This window comes from Chitinophaga arvensicola (assembly GCF_900110835.1).
Classification (GTDB): domain Bacteria; phylum Bacteroidota; class Bacteroidia; order Chitinophagales; family Chitinophagaceae; genus Chitinophaga; species Chitinophaga arvensicola.
In genome coordinates, this window is sequence record NZ_FOJG01000002.1 from 761054 (window position 1) to 779950 (window position 18897).

The 18897-nt window shown below is 48.2% G+C and carries 13 protein-coding genes; 5 read left to right on the top strand and 8 right to left on the bottom strand.

Annotated elements, in window-relative coordinates:
- The first annotated feature begins 36 nt into the window (after positions 1 to 36).
- Complete coding sequence (locus tag BMW79_RS20520; protein ID WP_089897607.1) at positions 37 to 1422, top strand: efflux transporter outer membrane subunit; 1386 nt, start codon at positions 37 to 39, stop codon at positions 1420 to 1422.
- On the opposite strand, the gene BMW79_RS20525 is transcribed toward BMW79_RS20520, so the two are convergent.
- The 3 genes from BMW79_RS20525 to BMW79_RS20535 are packed head-to-tail and all read right to left on the bottom strand — an operon-like array spanning position 1390 to position 2789.
- On the bottom strand, positions 1390 to 2028 hold the full coding sequence (locus BMW79_RS20525) for a ClpP family protease (protein WP_089897609.1): 639 nt from the start codon (positions 2026 to 2028) through the stop codon (positions 1390 to 1392). The genes BMW79_RS20520 and BMW79_RS20525 overlap by 33 nt on opposite strands.
- A 1-nt stretch (position 2029) precedes the next feature.
- Positions 2030 to 2287 carry a hypothetical protein gene (locus tag BMW79_RS20530; RefSeq protein ID WP_089897611.1) on the bottom strand — a complete coding sequence of 86 codons (258 nt, stop codon included), beginning with the start codon at positions 2285 to 2287 and terminating at the stop codon, positions 2030 to 2032.
- The gene (locus tag BMW79_RS20535) at positions 2268 to 2789 is read right to left on the bottom strand and encodes an RNA polymerase sigma factor (protein WP_089897613.1); all 522 of its coding nucleotides are present in this window, start codon (positions 2787 to 2789) and stop codon (positions 2268 to 2270) included. Before BMW79_RS20535 ends, BMW79_RS20530 begins: the two co-directional genes overlap by 20 nt.
- A 308-nt stretch (positions 2790 to 3097) precedes the next feature.
- On the opposite strand from BMW79_RS20535, the gene BMW79_RS20540 reads away from it, so the two are divergent.
- Entirely contained in the window at positions 3098 to 4759 is a 1662-nt protein-coding gene (locus tag BMW79_RS20540) for an ABC-F family ATP-binding cassette domain-containing protein (RefSeq protein ID WP_177192263.1), read from the top strand.
- 12 nt (positions 4760 to 4771) lie between these two features.
- Here BMW79_RS20540 and BMW79_RS20545 read toward each other — a convergent pair whose 3' ends face one another.
- The 3 genes from BMW79_RS20545 to BMW79_RS20555 all read right to left on the bottom strand — a co-directional run bounded on the left by BMW79_RS20545 (position 4772) and on the right by BMW79_RS20555 (position 11283).
- On the bottom strand, positions 4772 to 6925 hold the full coding sequence (locus BMW79_RS20545) for an ATP-binding response regulator (protein ID WP_089897616.1): 2154 nt from the start codon (positions 6923 to 6925) through the stop codon (positions 4772 to 4774).
- Positions 6926 to 7049: 124 nt separating this feature from the next.
- Positions 7050 to 8978, bottom strand: coding sequence for a WG repeat-containing protein (locus tag BMW79_RS20550; RefSeq protein ID WP_089897618.1), 1929 nt, complete (start codon positions 8976 to 8978; stop codon positions 7050 to 7052).
- 13 nt (positions 8979 to 8991) lie between these two features.
- Positions 8992 to 11283, bottom strand: a complete 2292-nt coding sequence (locus BMW79_RS20555; RefSeq protein ID WP_089897621.1) for a WG repeat-containing protein — start codon at positions 11281 to 11283, stop codon at positions 8992 to 8994.
- A 146-nt stretch (positions 11284 to 11429) separates the two neighbouring features.
- Between BMW79_RS20555 and pafA the strand changes: the two genes are divergently transcribed.
- A complete protein-coding gene (gene pafA / locus BMW79_RS20560) occupies positions 11430 to 13070 on the top strand; it encodes an alkaline phosphatase PafA (protein WP_089897623.1) in 1641 nt (546 codons plus the stop codon).
- A gap of 48 nt (positions 13071 to 13118) precedes the next feature.
- Here pafA and BMW79_RS20565 read toward each other — a convergent pair whose 3' ends face one another.
- Both BMW79_RS20565 and BMW79_RS20570 read right to left on the bottom strand, forming a co-directional pair.
- Positions 13119 to 15638, bottom strand: coding sequence for a phosphocholine-specific phospholipase C (locus BMW79_RS20565; protein ID WP_089897625.1), 2520 nt, complete (start codon positions 15636 to 15638; stop codon positions 13119 to 13121).
- 73 nt (positions 15639 to 15711) lie between these two features.
- Positions 15712 to 16446, bottom strand: coding sequence for a DUF2071 domain-containing protein (locus BMW79_RS20570; RefSeq protein WP_089897627.1), 735 nt, complete (start codon positions 16444 to 16446; stop codon positions 15712 to 15714).
- Positions 16447 to 16923: 477 nt separating this feature from the next.
- Between BMW79_RS20570 and BMW79_RS20580 the strand changes: the two genes are divergently transcribed.
- Both BMW79_RS20580 and BMW79_RS20585 read left to right on the top strand, forming a co-directional pair.
- Positions 16924 to 17544, top strand: coding sequence for a TetR/AcrR family transcriptional regulator (locus BMW79_RS20580; RefSeq protein WP_089897630.1), 621 nt, complete (start codon positions 16924 to 16926; stop codon positions 17542 to 17544).
- Between the two features lie 66 nt (positions 17545 to 17610).
- On the top strand, positions 17611 to 18888 hold the full coding sequence (locus BMW79_RS20585; RefSeq protein WP_089897632.1) for a TolC family protein: 1278 nt from the start codon (positions 17611 to 17613) through the stop codon (positions 18886 to 18888).
- Positions 18889 to 18897: the final 9 nt, after the last annotated feature.

Below are 18897 nucleotides of genomic sequence, written 5' to 3' on the forward strand. Positions count from 1 at the left end.
AATTGTCCTGCTCCGGCAGATTTCAAAACTGGTAACATGAATTGTCGACATTACATATATATCTGCTACAGCGTTCTGATCATAGGATGTATGACCGCCTGTCATATCACAAAGCCTTACCGCTCACCGGTGATCACAGACAATAACCTGTTCCGTGACGTGGCCACTTCAGACACCAACACGCTTGCCACGGTTCACTGGCAGGAAATGTTTACGGATACGCTGCTGCAACAACTCATTGCCACAGGAATCAAAAATAACCTGGATCTCCAGGTGGCTTTATCCCGGATCCGCCAGGCGGAAGCCAGCTATTCACAGAGCCGGCAGGCCTTATATCCTTCGGTAAGCGGCGATGTAAATGCGACCTATGCAGGCGCCTCCAATCAACAACGTACAGGCAAAACCGTTAGTCCGCAGGTATACAATGCGGGGCTTACTGCTACCTGGGAAGCAGACATCTGGGGAAAACTCCGCAGCAGCCGGCGCGCCAGCCTGGCATCGCTGCTACAGGCCAATGCCAACGCCAGGGCTGTACAAACAGCGCTCATCGCCAATATTGCGAATAATTATTATTCCCTCACTGCACTGGACCAGCAACTAAAAATCACGGAGCAAACCGTGGTCAACTGGAAAGCCACCGTGGAAGTGATGAAGGAACTGAAAAAAGCGGATGTAGTCACCGGCGCCGCTGTGGTACAGAGTGAAGCCAGCAGGTATGCCGCCGAAGTGACTATTCCCGATCTGAAACAATCGATCCGCGAAACAGAGAACCAGCTCAATCTCCTACTGGGACAAGTTCCCGGGCCAATTGCCCGTAGCGGCATGGACGACCAGCATCCGGTGATGCTGCTGAAAACCGGTGTACCGGCGCAGCTCCTGGCCAACCGGCCGGATGTACAGGCGGCAGAATATAACCTGCGGTATTACTTTGAACAAACCAATGTGGCGCGCGCCTATTTTTATCCGGCGCTTACCATTGGCGCCTCCGGCGGATATACCAGCTATCTGTCGCTCACCGGTCCCGGCTCCTGGATCAGTAACCTCACGGCGGGACTTACCCAGCCCATCTTTAACCAGGGCATTAACAGGACAAGGCTGAAAGTAGCGCAGGAACAACAGCAACAGGCCGCACTTGATTTTCGCACTGCAGTACTCACTGCCGGGCAGGAAGTATCCAACGCATTATTTTCTTATCAGACTGCTGCAGAGAAAGGTAATTCCAGGCGATTGCAGTTACAGAACCTGCAGTTGTCGGTCGATTACACGCAGGAACTGGTACGGTATGGGTTTGCCAATTACACGGAAGTATTGAATGCACAGCAAAGCCTGTTGTCCGCACAATTGAGCCGTATCAATGACCACCTGCAACAATTACAGGCGGTGGTGTTTTTATACCGTGCGCTGGGCGGCGGCTGGCAATAATTCCTGGCGGAACGGAAATAAAGGCAATGCAGCCGATGGGTTCAGTACTTCATCTACCAGTCCGAATGCGCGCGCTTCTTCGGCATCCATGAAGTGATCATTTTTAAACGCCTGTGCCACTTCTTCCACCGTACGACCGGATTGCAGCGAAATCACCCGGAATATTTTCTGTTGCAAACGTTCCTGCTCATTAAAAGCAATCCGCACATCTTCCGTATACCCTTTTGCGCCGCCTCCGGCGGGATGCATATGAATAGTGGCATTGGGAAGTGCATACCGTTGACCGGTAGCACCTGCCGTGAGAATAATAGTTCCCATGCTACCTGTGAAACCCACTGCCATCGTAGATACCGGTGATTTGAGCATTTTCATGGTATCATAAATCGCCATGCCGGCGTAGATCACGCCTCCCGGGCTATTGATATACATATTAATGGGGCGGTGATTTTCGCTGTCGAGGTACAGCAGCTGCGCTACAATGAGGTTTGCCACCTGGTCGTCGATCGCGGTGCCGAGGAAAATGATCCGTTCTTTCAGCAAGAGACTGTATATATCAAACGCACCGCGACTATCGCCGTCGATGACTGTTGGGATCAGAAATGCCATATTATTTAAAAATAGAAGTGATAGAATGGTGAAAAGAAGATTCTTTCATTAACCGCTCCAGTAAATCGTCGAGTTTACGGCGTTTTTCTTCCCTTGCCAGCCAGCGGATCAGCTGCAGGGTTTTACGCTGGTACCTGACTTTTTCCCGCAGCGCGGGCGCCACCAGCATCCTGGCCTGAAAGAGCAGGCGCGCTGATGCGGGCATTTCGTGGAGCAGGTATTGCTCAATTTCCTGTGTTTCAGCTAAGAGTTTCCGCATAGTCTGATTGTTTAAGCTGTTCCCGTACTTTCTCCAGGCATTTGTATTTCTGTACGCTGGCAGAATGCAGGGTTTTAAAATTAAAACCGGCCGCAATGTCCGACAGGGAATGTTGATCGTAGTAAAATGCCTGCAACAGCTGCAGACAGCGTTTTCCGGCGGATCTTATGTAGTCCAGCACCGGCCGGGCTACCGGCGGAGGTGCATAATAATCGGAAGGCACACCGATATTTTCCGTCATCTCATCAAGAGAAAGCTCCGGCCCGGATTTTTTCAACTGCCGGATACAGAGAATTCGGGCAATACCGGTAATATAAGCCTCCGCAGACACCCCGGGAGGCAGCTTTTGCGCCTGTTGTTTTTCCAGGTAGATGATAACCGCATCCTGGAACACGTCTTTGGCCATCTCCAGGTGGCCGCCCATCCGGTATACCATAGCGGCCACACGGGGCAGGGTATGCCGGTACAGGTTTTCCAACCATTGATCTTCTTGAGTACGCATATGAGCCTGGTTTTATATACTAGTGTCGTTATCCGGTTACATATCACCTAAAATTTAAGATTTTTTTTCTACCTTTGTGCTTACATGTGATAATCATCTACATATCAAACCGGGCGTCCGCCTGATACATGCCGTTCCGGCGTGTTTATTTTCCGTTTCTTACTTTTTATTTATATCTCAGTGATGCTACGGCATACGCTGCATTTTTTCATCAAAATTTACTGACATGAAAATGACTATCCTCATTTCCAGCCATGCCAACAGGGCGTTACCTGTTACACCGATTGTTACATTTAAAACGAATCCACATGCTAATCAGCGTACAAAATATCAGTTACCAGCTTCCCTCCCGGGAGATATTATTCCAGGACATCCATTTCACGCTGCAGAAAGGTGACAAAGCCGCTATTGCGGGTAATAACGGCGTGGGTAAATCTACCCTGCTGAAAATCATTGCCGGCCAGGAAAAACCAGCTACCGGTACAGTAAAGATCAACGACACTTTTTACTATGTACCGCAGCACTTCGGGCATTTTAATGGGCTCACGGTAGCGCAGGCCTGCGGTGTAGCCGAAAAACAACAGGCGCTCGACGCCATCCTGCAAGGCAGCACCGATCCGCATCTGTATGATGTGCTGGGCGACGACTGGGATATTGCTGCCCGCACCGAAGCGGCGCTTGAAAAATGGGGACTTACCAGTATCCCGCCGGATCAACTGCTGGCCAATCTCAGCGGAGGCGAAAAAACACGCGTGTTCCTCGCGGGCATCGATATCCTCGATCCTGCCGTGGTACTGCTCGACGAGCCTACCAATCACCTCGACTACAAAGCACGGGAACAGCTATACGAATGGATCGCCCATACTTCCTGCAGCTTACTGGTAGTCAGTCACGATCAGCAGCTATTGCGACTTTGCCAGCCTATCTGGGAACTGCAGCCGGATGGTATCCGGGCCTATGGCGGCAACTACGACTTCTACGCGGCACAGAAAGCGATCGAAACAGCCGCGTTGCAGCAACGAGTTGCCCACCAGGAAAAGACGCTGAAAGAGGCTAAAAAACAGCAGCAGGAAGCCATGGAGCGAAAACAACATGCCGATTCACAGGCGAGGAAACACCTCAAAAGCGCCGGACTGCCTAAAATTTTGCTGAATACGCGAAAAAATAACGCAGAAGTCTCCACCGCAAAATTAAAAGAGGTACACCAGGAAAAAGTGGCGGAACTACAGGCCGGATGGCAGGAATTGTCCGCCATGACACAGGTACAACGGATGATGAAGGGCTATTTTGAGCAATCCAACCTGCACAAGGGAAAAGTGCTGCTGGAAGCCAATGCGGTAAACTTTGGATGGGCGCCGGCAGAACAAAGTCCGGCAACTCCCCCTGCGGCAACCGGCCATAATAAAGAAATACAAAAACCGGCAGCAATGCTCTGGCAGGCCCCGCTCTCTTTTACTATCCGCAGTGGCGATCGCCTTGCTATTACGGGCAGGAACGGCAGTGGCAAATCTACATTGCTGCAATTGCTGCTCGGACAGCTCACACCGGCAACGGGTACACTTTACCGGGCGCCTCAGCGCGGACTCCTGCTGGATCAGGATTATACGCTGGTAGACCGCAGCAAAACGGTACTACAGCAGGCGCTATCTTTCAATGATACCGCCCTGGAAGTGTCTATGGTAAAAACCACCCTGGTAAATTTCCTCTTCGGACCGGATACCTGGGATAAATCCTGTGCGGTACTCAGCGGCGGAGAAATGCTGCGCCTGTCGCTTTGCAGCATGAGCCTGCAAAACAAAGCACCGGATATTATTTTCCTGGATGAGCCCACCAACAACCTGGATCTCCAGAACATCCGGATGCTGACGCAAATCTTCCAGGCCTATCCGGGCACGCTGGTGCTGATTTCGCACGACGCTGCATTTACAGAAGAAGTGGGGATCAGGGAAGTGCTGGAACTAAGCAGGTAATTACAGGCGGCTTCATACTTTCAGATGCGCCATGATCACCTCGTAAATTTCCTTCTCCCGGAAAGGCTTCATCAGCCAACCGTTGAAGCCTGCCTTCCCGAAGGCGGTTTCATCATCGGCGGAAATGTTGGCCGTTAGCGCCAACGCCACCACGGCAGCCTTTCCGGGATCTTTATCCTTCCGGATTTCTTCCAATACCTGGATGCCATCCATAACAGGCATGTGCACATCCAGTAGCACCAGGTCGTAATGATGCCCGCGAAACAGCTCTAAAGCACTCTGCCCGTCTGTAGCCATATCGAAGCGGCATTTCCAACGGGTGAGAATAAGTTTCAGCAGGAGCAGATTCATTTCCTGGTCGTCTGCAATCAATACATAACGTCCTTCCATATGCGCACCGGTAATGGTGGGGATTTCATTGGTGACTGCCGGTACCATCAGCGGTACCGTTACTTTCTCATAAGGAATACGACCGGTGAAGCGGGAACCTTTTTTCAACTCACTGCTCACTTCAATCTCTCCTCCCTGCAAATTGATTAATCGCTTCGTGATAGCCAGCCCCAAACCGGTTCCTTTCAGATGACTCTTTGATGTTCCTGCCTGGAAAAAGCGCTCAAACAGATGTGGCAAAGCTTCCGGCGCAATGCCGTCACCCGTATCTGCCACCATAAAATCGAAATACGATTGCCTATCAGATACCGGTTCCAGTGTAGCCGTTACCGTGATTGTTCCTTTCTCCGTGTATTTAATGGCATTGCTGATAAGATTTAACAGGATCTGCTTCAACCGGAAAATGTCGCCTTTCACCTGTCCGTTTTTGTCTCCTTCAAAGCTGGCATTAAATTCCAGGTTCTTTTGTACCGCCTGTATCCGCATGATGTTTACCACCTCATTGAATACCTGGTACAATACAAAAGGCTGTGGCGTTAGCGAAATATAATCACGCTCCAGTTTGGAAAAATCCAGCACATCATTGACCACCTGCACCAGCATATGGGTAGCGACCGTGATAGAGTTTACTATTTCCTGCTGGGCAGGATTGAGTGCGGTATAAGACAGTTGCTCTGTAAAACCAGCCACTGAATTCAAGGGGGTACGCATTTCGTGGCTCATATTATTTAAAAAATCGGTTCTTACCCGTGTTTGTTCTTCTGCGGCCAGTTTGCCCGCCTTCAACAACCGGTTGTTTCTGCGGATCATCCAGGTAGCACCGGCAATAGCTGCCAGCGATGCCAGCAAGGCAACTAAACCGATGATCACGATGCCAAGCATTTTTGTGGCACTCCCCCGGACAATGTGATGAGCTGCCTGTTTCTTCTCCCGGCTCTGCGCCGTGGCGTGTTCCCGAAGCGCCGTCAACAGCACTTTCAGTTCCTCCATCATCGCGATGTTGGTTCCGGCAAGTGTGGATTCCTCTTCATCCAGCTTTATCCGGTTATTCAACTGTTGTGTCAGGATGTTTTTATAATAAGTATTGATATCTTTTACAATCTTTCTCAACTGTAACGCATCATAGGTTTCCTTGTCAATGACCTTGCCTCCCTTCGTTTTGACGATAATACTGATCTGTGCGTTTACGGTATCATTCCTGTTGGCGATTGCATTACCCAGTCTTCGGAAAATCCCTTTCTTACCGGTATTGGCCTGCTGTATACTATTCAGCGTATCCATGGTTACCGGTTCTTTTTTGATCTGTTCCACGGTATATACCGGGATACTGCGGAGCAACCTGTCGACCATCTCATTTTTTATGGAATGCGTCAACATAGAATCTGTTGTCAGTTTCAGGGTAGCTATTCTGTCGGAAAGACCTTCTTTTTCTTTCATCAGACTGGTAAACGCGAAATTGGAAGACTGACCGCTCAACGACCCGCTCACAGTGTCTATCATGGATAATACCTGTCCGAGTTCTGTGGAAAAAGTCTCCAGATATTTTCGTTTATACAATACCGTATACAGCCGGAAATTATTCTCCGCGTCATTCAGCGTAAACAACGCCGAATCCATTAAATGAATGGAAGGATTCTCCAACATCAGGGTGTCTGTCGCGCGTAGTAGTTTCTGACCGCTCTGGTGATGGATCTTATAGCCGGAAAAAAACAACAGGACCAGCAATAAAAAAACCAGTGCCAGTGGCACGACAAACAATAAAAGTGACTTCCGCATATAGTTGATCTGTTACAGGTAACTACATGAGACTTTATGACAACCGGGGGGCTTTGGTACTTTGCTGTTGATTACATTCTCCTCACTAAAATAGCGCATTAATAGCAGCCCTCAAAATTTGCTATCACTCCGGAATGGCGTAAATCCCGAATGGACTAAAGGCTGTAATATCTCTTATTTCAAAAGGCAGAAACTGTCCGTCGATGGTCAGGTAACGGTAAATATCGCCATCCCGGCAAAGCAGCGGGAATGTAAATTCAACGGTAGAAGAGCCATATGTGGGCATTACATCGAGCATCACATCCTCAAAGGTTTGTTTACTCACTGCCTGTCCTGCGCCATTGAATACTGTAAACCGGCTATTCTTCTGCGCCAGGAAACCCCGTCCGTTTTTGTCTACCAGCAAACGTTCGTATACCGCTGGCACCATCACTTTCCCGTTATTATCGGTATAACCATACAACATACCATCTCCGGCGGTTTTCTTCTCTATCAACCCACCCGATTTTTTTACCACCCCCCGCTTCTCTTTTGGAGCAGGCACCACCATGCCTTTGTGGTTGTAGTAGATATCGTTCTGCTGGCCTGGTTTGGTAGTAACCCAGAGATTGCTGTCTGCCTCAGCTACATAAATACTCTCAAACTTTGCCGGAAGCAACATACGCCGGTGTGAAATATCAAAGATTCCTGTGCCGCCCGCCTCCCGTACTTTCACAAATCCGGGTGTTATATCTTCCAGCTTTTGATAGATAACAGGGAGTACTTCCTCTCCTGCCAGGTTATACAGGCCATTCCGCTCTTTATAACTTACCTCCAGCAAATCAGTGGCGGGTGAAGTCACGGAGGTTCGCTCTATTTCAAAAAAAGCAGGTTCCACTATTTTCCCATTGGCGGGGTTATAGAAACCATACAATGCTTTCTGTTTGAGTTTGAAAAGCGGCAGGGATGCTGATCTTTCAAAAGCAGTACCCATAGGCGTTATCTCACTGTATGCTTTATTCAGCAGTTGCTTTCCGGTGGTATCCAGCAAAGTATAATTGCCATCCACCTGCACAATAAAGCAATCGGCGTAGGCGGTGATATCGCCCTCATAGGCAGCCGGTAATATTACTTTGCCATCTTCCCGCAGGATACCTGTTTTACCCTTCTCCGTAACTTCGAAATACGGACCAGGATTGGATTCATTTTCGCGGATATCATCATAGCGGAAGTCGGCTACTATTTTACCGTCTTCGTCAATGAGGCCATAGTACCCGTTCTTCCGGGCCTTCAGCAGGCCGTTGCCGATGATCGACATATCCGAAAATTCCGGCGCCAGGTATTCCTTTTTCAACGCGAGATTAATTACCAGTTCCTGCCCGTTTTTCTTCAACGCCCGTATCCAGTTATCGCTGCGCATGAAACTATGTTCATGTTCGTACTCAAAAGGTAACAGTACATTGTTGTTGAAATCGATGATGCCCCATTTGCCATCTTTCTGTGCAAACAGGTAATCTCCTTTCAGGCCGCAACCACCACAGTAATCAAATCCTTCATATATGGCAGGTATGATGAGTTTTTTGGCCGGCGTGCTGTAAACGCCCCACTTACCGCCCGTTTTCACATCAAAATGATCATCATCCAGTATGCCGGCGTCCTCAAATTCCATTGGCAGCAACAGCTTACCGTAGGTATCGGCGTAGGTCATTTTACCATCACTGCGAAGCACCAACGTTGTTCTCCATTTCATTTCAATGGAATCGTATACTGCCGGCACTACCCATTTGCCGTTATTTACAATACCCTTTTTATTGCCACTCCGTACCATAATCATGTCCTGCTTTTCATCAGGAATAATCCTGGAGTGGCCGCTCCCATCCGCTGGTGTGGTGCTCACCGGATGATAAGATCCTATGATTACATCAAAAACTTTCTTCCCTGTAGTGTCTATATACCAGCCTTTATCGCCGGTATAAACATACGCAAAGCCATACTTAAACGGAGAGCCTTCCTGGGCAACTACCGTTTGTGATAGCAATAAAAAACAGCCTGTCAGTAAATGTCGTATATGCATCGCCGTAATATATTTAATCGTTATATCCCATTTTCTTCAGCGAGCGGTACTGAAATGGTTTCCCATCTCTGCCAACATAAAAGTACCACTTACCTTCTTTCACCAGCAAGGGAAAAATATTGTTGTCATATCCCCGGTTCAACTCCATTTCATCATAGATCACCGGGATAACAATCTTCCCGGAAACATCGGCCCATCCCTGTTTGCCGGCCTTTGTCAGTTCAAACAGCTGTACTTCCTTCCGGTAATTGATCTCATCATAAACGGGAGGTAGTATCACATTTCCAAGGGAATCTGTGATACCATAAAGATGATGTTGTGATACGCTATAAAAAGGCGCATCATTTACCACTGAAATATCGTCATAACTTACCGGGAAGATGATCGTGCCATTTTTCCTGATCAATCCCCGGGCGGTATCTTTCTTCACCAGCAGGTAATCGCCGAAGGCATTAAAATCGCCGGCTGTAACCGGATATACGATTTCTTTTTTTCGGTTGATGATCCCATACAACATCTGCCGCTCTCCTGTTTCTTTACCAGCTATGGCAAGGCCATTCCAGAAGTCGCCCACAAAAGTATATTCATCGAAAATCACTTCTTTCCCTGCCTCATCCAGGAACAGGTTTTCCTTCGGTGCCCCCCATACTTTCAGCAACCCGTCACGGAATTGTATCCGGCTGCTCCGACGTTCATTTTCGGGTATCAGCAGGCGGCTGGTCCGCTCGTCTTTAAAATCCCAGTATTTGTTGGTATAGAGTACGCGGCCCTCCAGATCCGAGAGCATGGTGCGCATGGTACCATCATCCTGGTATTGCGTTTCTACGATCCGGTTATTGCCGACCGACGTAAAAAATCCATATTTTTTTGCAGCACGGATGAACTTACCGGTTTTATCGGTAATGGCTGTGCTGTCGCCATTCCGGAGGAACAGGAACTCCCCGTTCTGCCACTGGATCCAGTTATACACCGGTGGTAATACTTCCTTCCCGGTAGCCATATTAAACAAGCCAAGACCTTCTCCTTTCAGTACAGGCATAAAGTCGGCCTTGTCAGCACCGGCCTCCTCTTCTACATAAGAATAATTAGAAAGATAACCGGCTGCGATACCTTCATAAACAGGAGGTACTGCTACTTTCCCATCAGGGCGCAATACGCCGGCCTTCCCATCCCTGGCGACCGCCAGAAAAGGCGTATCATAGCGGGAGAATGGTGTTACTTCGCTATAGATAAAGGGCGACAACTGCTTTCCGGCTGGATCAAACACTGCGATTTTGTCCTGTTGTTTTACGAGGAAACAAACGGTTTTGTCGGCCCCACTGGGTACAAGGTTTCTGAATGCTTCCTGACCGGCAGCGTTGATGGCCTTAATATCATCATACTGTGCGGGGATGATTTCCTTTCCTTCCGCATTTACTACGCCGTTTTTATTACCAACACTTACTTTCACGGCATCGCCCAACTCTGCTACAGCAGTGTATTGTAAAGGCAATAGCTCTTTGCCCTGCGCATTAACGAAACCTGTTTTTCCTTTTGCCACCACGCTGAACAGGTCATTGCCGGCATTCATACTGCAACGTTCATACGCAGCTGGCACAACAATCTTCCCGTTTCTGTCCATGACACCGGACTTACCGTTGACCGTAAAGCCAAAGTATCTGTCCTGGCTATTGAGATATTCAAAAGAATCATATTCTGCGGGAACGATGATAGCGCCATCTTCCGCTGCCAGTCCTACTTTCCCACCCTTCTTTATCTGTAAGGTATGTTCGCGGACATAGCTTTTATCGGCCGCTTCGTATAGGGGTGCCTGTAAGACGGCCCCGTTACTGATCGCTATCCAGCCCCAGCGGCCATCTTTCTTTACGGCCGCCACCCGGGTGGTGACTACATTCATTTCGCTGTATACAGGTTCGCTGATAATATTGCCCAGGGTATCTACGGCACCATACTTTCCATTCAGCTGTGTGATAACGAGACAATAATTCTTTGCCGTGTCTTTATCGTCTTTTTCGTTTTCTACGGAAATGCCGTCGAATTTAAAAGGTGCAATGATTTTGCCGGCGCTGTTGATAGCGCCGTAAGCATTATGCTTCACCGCTACCACGGTATTATACAGGCCAAAGTTTTCCGTTTTATCTACCATAACGGCGCCGGATATATGTAACCATTGCCGTTCCTGGTTCACCATAACAGGTGCAAACTGGCCATCAAAGCGGCCCAGGCGAAGGTTTGGAGCGGGTTGTTGTGCGGAGAGGTTAACCGTATTTAAAAGGAGTCCTGCTAATAAATATCTTTTTTTCATCTGATTTCCGGGTTATGGTAGCGCTGCAAAGATGCGGATCTTTTTTTACCGTTCACCCAAAAGCGCCCGGATTTTATTGTTTTTTTTGTTACGTTTGTCGATTCCCGTTTTGGGGTGTGAACCTAAAAAATGAAAAAAGACAGTTTATGAATGGAATAACAAAATCTATGGCGACTGTTGTCCTGAGCGCATTCACAGCGTTACAGGGACTTACGGCAGTGGCTCAGTCTAATGAGAAACCCAAGTTGATTGTTGGAATCGTAGTAGATCAGATGCGTTGGGATTATTTATACCGTTACTACGACCGCTATGAGGCCGGCGGCTTCAAACGCATGCTGGGCGAAGGTTTTTCCTGTGAAAATACTTTCATCAGTCATCTCCCTTCCTTTACCGCAGTAGGTCACAGTACTATTTATACCGGTAGTGTGCCTGCCATTCATGGCATTACCGGCAACGACTGGCCAGATCAGCTTACCGGCAGAAAATGGTACTGCACCGAAGATACCTCCGTACAATCCGTTGGCAGCAATAGTTCCGCAGGAAAAATGTCGCCACGTAACCTGCTGGCATCTACCATCACAGACGAAATAAAACTGGCCACCAACTTCCGCTCCAAAGTAGTAGGTGTGTCGCTGAAAGACCGCGCCTCTATCCTTCCCGCCGGACATACCGCCAATGGCGCATTCTGGCTGGATGACAGCAACGGTAGTTTTATTACCAGCACTTATTATATGAATGACCTGCCGGAGTGGGTTAAGCGTTTCAATGATCGCAAGGAGCCACAGCAGCTGATGTCGAAGCCGTGGGAAACCTTGTACCCTATCAACACCTATGTACAGAGCAGTGAAGATAATGTAGCCTGGGAAGGCACTTTCTCCGGTGAAAAAGCACCTGTTTTTCCTCACGCCTTAAAAGATGTTTATAAGAAAGATCCGGGCAGCCTGAGATCTACCCCCAACGGCAACACGCTGACACTGGATTTTGCGAAAGCGGCCGTGGATGGATACGACCTGGGAAATAATACCGTGACCGATTTCCTGACCATCAACTGCGCCTCTACAGATTATGTAGGCCATAAATACGGACCTAATTCCATTGAAGTAGAAGACACTTACCTGCGCCTGGATAAAGACCTGTCGGCATTCTTCAGCTATCTCGACCAGAAAGTGGGTAAAGGCAATTACCTCGTATTCCTCACAGCAGATCACGGCGCCGCTCATGCCATTAAATTCATGCAGGAACACAAACTGCCAGCAGGTCCGGTAGAAGGCAAGAAACTGATCGCCGGCCTGGATAGCACGCTGAATGTACGTTTTGGCGTCAGCAAACTGGTCACCTCCTTTATGAATTACCATGTGAGCTTCGACAAAGCAAAAATCACCGCATCCAAACTGGACTACGACGCCGTGAAAAAAGAAACCGTGAGATATTTTGAAGCACAACCAGGTATCCAGTTTGCGGCAGACCTGGACAATATCGGCGTAAATCCTTTGCCAGAGCCAATCAATACGATGGCGATCAATGGATACAACCGTAAACGTACCGGTTCCGTGATTGTGATTCCTGAGCCAGGATGGTTTGAAGGTTCTATGAGAGGAACGACCCATGGTAACTGGAATCCGTTTGATATCCATATTCCACTGGTGTTTATGGGATGGCATGTAAAACATGGCACATCCAATGAAACGGTGCATATGACAGATATCGCGGCTACACTGGCAGCTATGCTGCGTATCCAGATGCCTAGCGGCTGTGTGGGTAAACCAGTGAAAGAAATACTACAATAATATATTTCAGCGGGATTCCCGGTAAACGGAAATCCCGCTGTTGTTTAGTTATACTCTTCCCATGTAAGGATCCGAAATCCCTTCTGCACCAGTTTCCACTCTTCCTGCATATCGCTGACGGAAAGTATCAAAGCCAGCTGCCTGCACACTGAAATCGTACCAACCCCGGCTTTTCTGCAAAGGCAATACCAGTTCAAGCGTAGCTCCTGCCGCCACCTGACGTTGGATCAGTTTTCCGTTGTAGGCATTATCAGTAATGCTGAAATCACGGGCGCTACTACCGGTATTGGTTACACGTAATACCAGCTGACCGGTGGCTTTCTTCTTCAAAGTTCCCGTTGTTTCGTACCCCAGTTGCACATCCAGCTGCGGATGTTTTTCAGATCCGGCAAACTCCCGGTAAAAACCATTAGGGCCATGCAAATGCAGCTGGTAAAGACCATCGGCAAAGTCGGATGCCGGCCATTCATACGTCAGCGTATCACCTGCGGCCACTGCAAAGGCCCAGCGTCTGCCGGGTGCTTCATTTTTATAAGCCAGCGGCGTGTATACGGTAAAAGGGGCGCCGGAAGCCCGGTCGCCGAACAGTTGTTTAGCGGCCGTCATTTTCAAGGTCAGCTGCTTTGCGCCTGCGTTCCATTGACCATCGGCCAGTAACTCGTACGGGAGTGCACAAGACGGACGTGTACCTTTTTCCTGCTGCAAAATATCACTGCCGTTACGCTTTGCAAAGGCTGCCACCTCTTCATTGCTGATCTTCTTAAATCCGGCAGGCACAGATTTAAAACGGGCGTTGTAAATCGTTTCTACCACCCGATGCTGATCCAGGAAGATCTTTTTATCAGGCGTGCTGGTATTAAACGGACTGAAAGCTGCCGTGAGATCCCCGCTGATAGTGCGTCTCCACTGACTGATATTCTCCAGGTGTAATTTCTTATTGAGTTTCCTGTTGAAAAATGTTTCCAGGAACTGTAAGGTAGAGGTGTGTTCAAATACCTGGGAACATACTTTACCGCCTCTGCTCCAGGGAGAAGCAATCATCATCGGCACCCGGAAACCCAGTCCTACCGGCGCTTCACGCGCCTGTGTTTCAGGAACGCCCTGTTTCAGTTCATGTGCCAGTCGTACCTGTTCAATTTCTGTATCAATTCCTGCAGAACATTTCCCGGTACCAGGTTTATTATTATCGCAGATGGAAAACGGAACAACGTGGTCGAAGTAGCCATCATTTTCATCATAGGTAACGATGAAGATCGTTTTCTTCCATACTTCCGGTTTCTGAGTGAGAATATCCAGGATCTCGGAAATATACCAGGCGCCATACCAGGGCGCACTGGGATGATCGGAGAAGTTCTGCGGTCCTGCCAGCCAGGACACTGCCGGCAGCTTTCCTCCATTCACGTCGCTGCGGAACTGATGCAAAACATCTCCTGCGGGGACGGTCACCGTGCGTGCTGTGGCGCCATCTTTATAGTTCACCTGCGTCACATTCCGGAAATCCGGATCTTGTCTGTTCACTACAAACGCCCGCTGATAAAGCGATTGCTGCTGCGGTGTCAATTTTTCGTAACTCTCTTTATTCCACTTCAGCAATTCGCTGGTGGCATTATCCAGCGCTGCCTGTTTTTTGGAGATATCGGTGCGGATCTTTGTGGCGGCTTCCTCAGACGAAGGACTGGCTTCCTGTAACTTATTGATTTCATCCGGGAGGGTTTCCACCTGTTTCAGCATACCATTGATATAGCGGTCGGAAAACTTCACGTTGTAGGCGGCAAAGAATTCGAGCAGGTTACAGCCGAAGTTCGCCAGCCAGGCACGTTCTTCTCCTTTAAATCCGCCACCACAGCTGATATCGTTCTGATAGAATTTCCAGGCGATATTATTTTCTTCCAGCAGTTCCGGGAATGTTTTCCAGGGTAATTTTCCATAGCTGTAATCATCATTCCGGATATGCGCTTTGGGTAATCCGTCTTCTTCATGTACTATTTTTCCGGTCCAGAAAAAGGAGCGGTTAGGTGTGGTGCTGGTCATGGCGGAACAGAAATTCTGATCGCATACCGTGAAAGCATCTGCCATGGCATAGTTGAAGGGAAGATCTTCGCGCGTGTAATACCCCATTGTTAACGGCATCGCGGCGTATTCCTTGTTACCCGGCCTTTTGGCAATCAGCCATTTATCGTAGCGGCCGTTGTTGTAAGCATCTACCTGGCTGGGCCTGGAATGCGGCAGGGCGCCCATCCACGTGGCTTTGGTATCTTTGATATTGAGCCGGAAGGGAGCATAGGTATCACCTTTTTCGTTTGTCTGGAACCATACCGGCTTTGCATCCGGCAGCCATACCGCACGTGGATCATTGAAACCGCGAACACCCTGCAGTGAACCAAAGCAATGATCAAAAGAGCGGTTTTCCTGCATCAGGATAACGATATGTTCTGCATCCAGGAAAGTACTACCGGGCGCAGGATCTATCGCCAGTGCCCGTTGAATGGATGCAGGCATCATGGTCGACAAACCGGCAGCTCCTGATAACAAGAAAGATTTTTTCAGAAATTCTCTGCGTGAGTCCATTTATAACAAGATTGAGTGGGTTTTACATTGTTCCGCGAACAAAATAAAAAACATTCTCAATAATGCAAGGTTATTATTTATGACCGGAAAAACCGCCGGGGCAGCCAGGAACAGAATGCCATTCGTGTTCTGTGTTGGTCATCAGCAGCGCATTATCAAAAGACACGCTACCCTTCTGAAAGATGCGGGTATCTTCAAAAAAACTGGACGTTACATGCAGCAAATGCAATGGACTTACTTTCCATTCATAGGTTTTTAATATGAGTCCATCCAGACTATCCTGGGGATTGGGGGAATAGCCCACAGCACCGGCGGCAAAGAAAGCGGAAGCGTTTTCCAGGCTTCCAAAAACAGAATTCTCCGGGAATACTTCTGTGCGCCGGGCTTCAATGGAAATGCTGGTTTTATCTTCACTGGTGAAGCCCACATGAAAATGATCATTTTTCTCTTCCACATGAAACAGGGAATGATGATGTTTTCCAGGAAAGAACCGGCCACCTGCAAAAGCGTTCAACCGGGAAGAGGTATCCCGGCGTGGGATATATACGCCCTCTTTTGTAACACCGTTTTCCTCCCACTCCACTGCAATGCGGTGCGCCCCATTCTCTGAATTGATGCCCATAAAATCGGGCAGGCCTTTGGGTTTGATATGTTTCAGTCTTATCAGGCAGATACCTGCAATGGCTTTGCCGTTGAAAAGTTTGGGACGGAAAGGCGCCGGTAGTAATGTTTTTACAGCGGCTGGGTCTACAGCAAAATTTACGAGGATGCGGCGGTCTATATAACCGTGTATAACGGGAAGTCTCATATAGGTAAGGATATTCTTAAAGTTAAGCTATTCCTGTCATGTTTTAACACTTTTACGGTTACATGAAAAGTAACTGCATCTAATTCTCTTTCGCGTTTTCACAATAAATTATATTTACGCCGATGATATTTATAAAGCAGTATTTATTCCTATTATGACCATCGAAAAAAAACGGGGTAACAATAATAAATATATTTACCTGGGTGCGCTTATTTTAATTCTCTTCAGATTGGGTGTATATCTTTATAAGCATCCGCCCGGCGGGACTTCTGGCAAAAAGGAAGCTGATACATCCTTCCACGCCAAAGTTCCGGTGGATTCCCTCTCCAAACGTAGGCCGGGAAACGGATCAGGGTTTTCCAAATAACGATCTTCCAACCCATTATCAGTGCTTTTTATAGCGTATGCTACAAAATTGAACAATTGTTTTGAAAAGTTGTTCAATTTTGTATATTTGCATAAACAAGGAGCTTCATTATGCCGGTCAGTGATAAGAAAGTAAATATGGATGCCTCTACGGAAGAACGGATCAAAGCCGCTGCCAGGATCGTATTCACCAAAAAAGGATTCCAGGCTACCAAAGTCCGGGACATTGCGGCGCAAGCAGATATTAACCTGTCGCTCGTCAACTATTACTTCCGCAGCAAAGAAAAACTGTTTCAGCTGGTAATGGCTGAGGTGGTGGATAAATTGATCAATGCCGTGATCGGTGTGCTCAACAATGAACAGCTCACACTGCAGCAGCAGATAGAACAAGTGGCAGATCACTATATCAACCTCCTCCTGAAGAATCCGGACTTCCCGATATTTATGGTCAATGAGATTTTTGCCGGCACCGATGACCTGTTCAAAGACAATCGTAAAAACGCCATCTTCCAGTCGCATTTCTTTAAGCAGTTATTTGCTTTACAGAAAACAGGGAAACTCAGCATCCATCCACTTCATATCATGATGAACCTCATCGGGTTTGTGGTAATGCCATTCCTTGCCAGGCCACTGCTGGAAAGAAATAAGGTGATAAAAAACAATGAGTTCCAGGCACTGATGGAAGAACGGAGAAAACTGATCCCCGCATGGATTAAAGGCATGCTGAAATAGCCGCATTTTTTTTGCCCCGGAATTGAACAACTTTTCAAAACAATCATTCAAACTGAATATTACGCTATGAATGTATTAAAAGCGTTGAGCTGTTTACTTTTATGTGGCACCTTATCCGGAGCCGCATCGGGGCAAACCAGGCTTACCCTGGAAGAGTGCTATACGCTGGCGCGACAAAATTACCCGCTGATAAAACAATACGACCTGATCACCCGCAGCAGCCGTTATTCCGTAGAAAATGCCGGTAAGTTATACCTGCCGCAACTCAGCGTGAGCGGACAGGCGACGTATCAGTCGCAGACCATTAACTTCGGCGATGTGATCCCCGCCACTATTCCCGGTATCCAGATCCCGTCGCTGAGCAAAGACCAGTACAAGATCCAGGCAGAGATCTCCCAGCAGCTCTATGATGGCGGCGTCAGCAAACTACAGAAAGAAAGCAGCAGGGCGAATGCTGCGATACAGGAGCAACAGCTGGAAGTGAACCTGTATGCGATCCGCGACCGGATTACGCAACTCTACTTCGGCATTCTCCTGATGGAAGCCCAACTGAAACAAAACGGATTAAGGAGAGCAGACCTGCAAAGCGCGGCCGATAAAGCCCAGGCAGCCCTCGCCAACGGCGTTGCCTATCGCAGTAATGTAGATGAACTGAAAGCAGAGATCGTAAATACAGAAATGGCCGCCACCGAGTTCAGTACTAACCGGCAGGCCTATATGAAAATGCTGGCCGCTTTTATTCATCAGCTTTTGTCTGACAGTACCGCCCTGGCATGGCCCGCGCCCGCAACGCCACAGGAAGGTATCCATCGCCCGGAAATTACTTACTACGATATACAGAAAAAAGCATTTGATGTACAGGAAAAACAGTTGCAGTCCAACTACCTGCCCAAACTGAATGCCTTTATACAAGGCGCCTATGGCCGCCCCACCCTGAATATTGTAGATAATAAATTCGGTCCCTGGTGGATCGGCGGCGTTCGGCTGAACTGGTCGCTCGGCAGCTTGTATTCCCTGAAAAACAACCGGCAACTGCTGGACATCAACCGCCAAAACCTCGATGTCAATAAGGAAACTTTCCTGTTCAATACCAGTATGAGCCTGCAACAGCAGCACCAGGACATCGATAAATTCGGCGCCCTGATACAACAGGATGATAATGCCATTACCCTGCGCTCGTCAGTTCTCCAATCAGCGAAGGCGCAGCTGGACAACGGCGTTATCACCGTACACGAATACATTTCCCAGCTGAATGCAGAAAACCTGGCAAAACAATCGCGCATCCTTCACAGCATTCAACTGCTGCAGGCACAATACAATTATAAAAACACATCCGGCAACTGATAATTATTG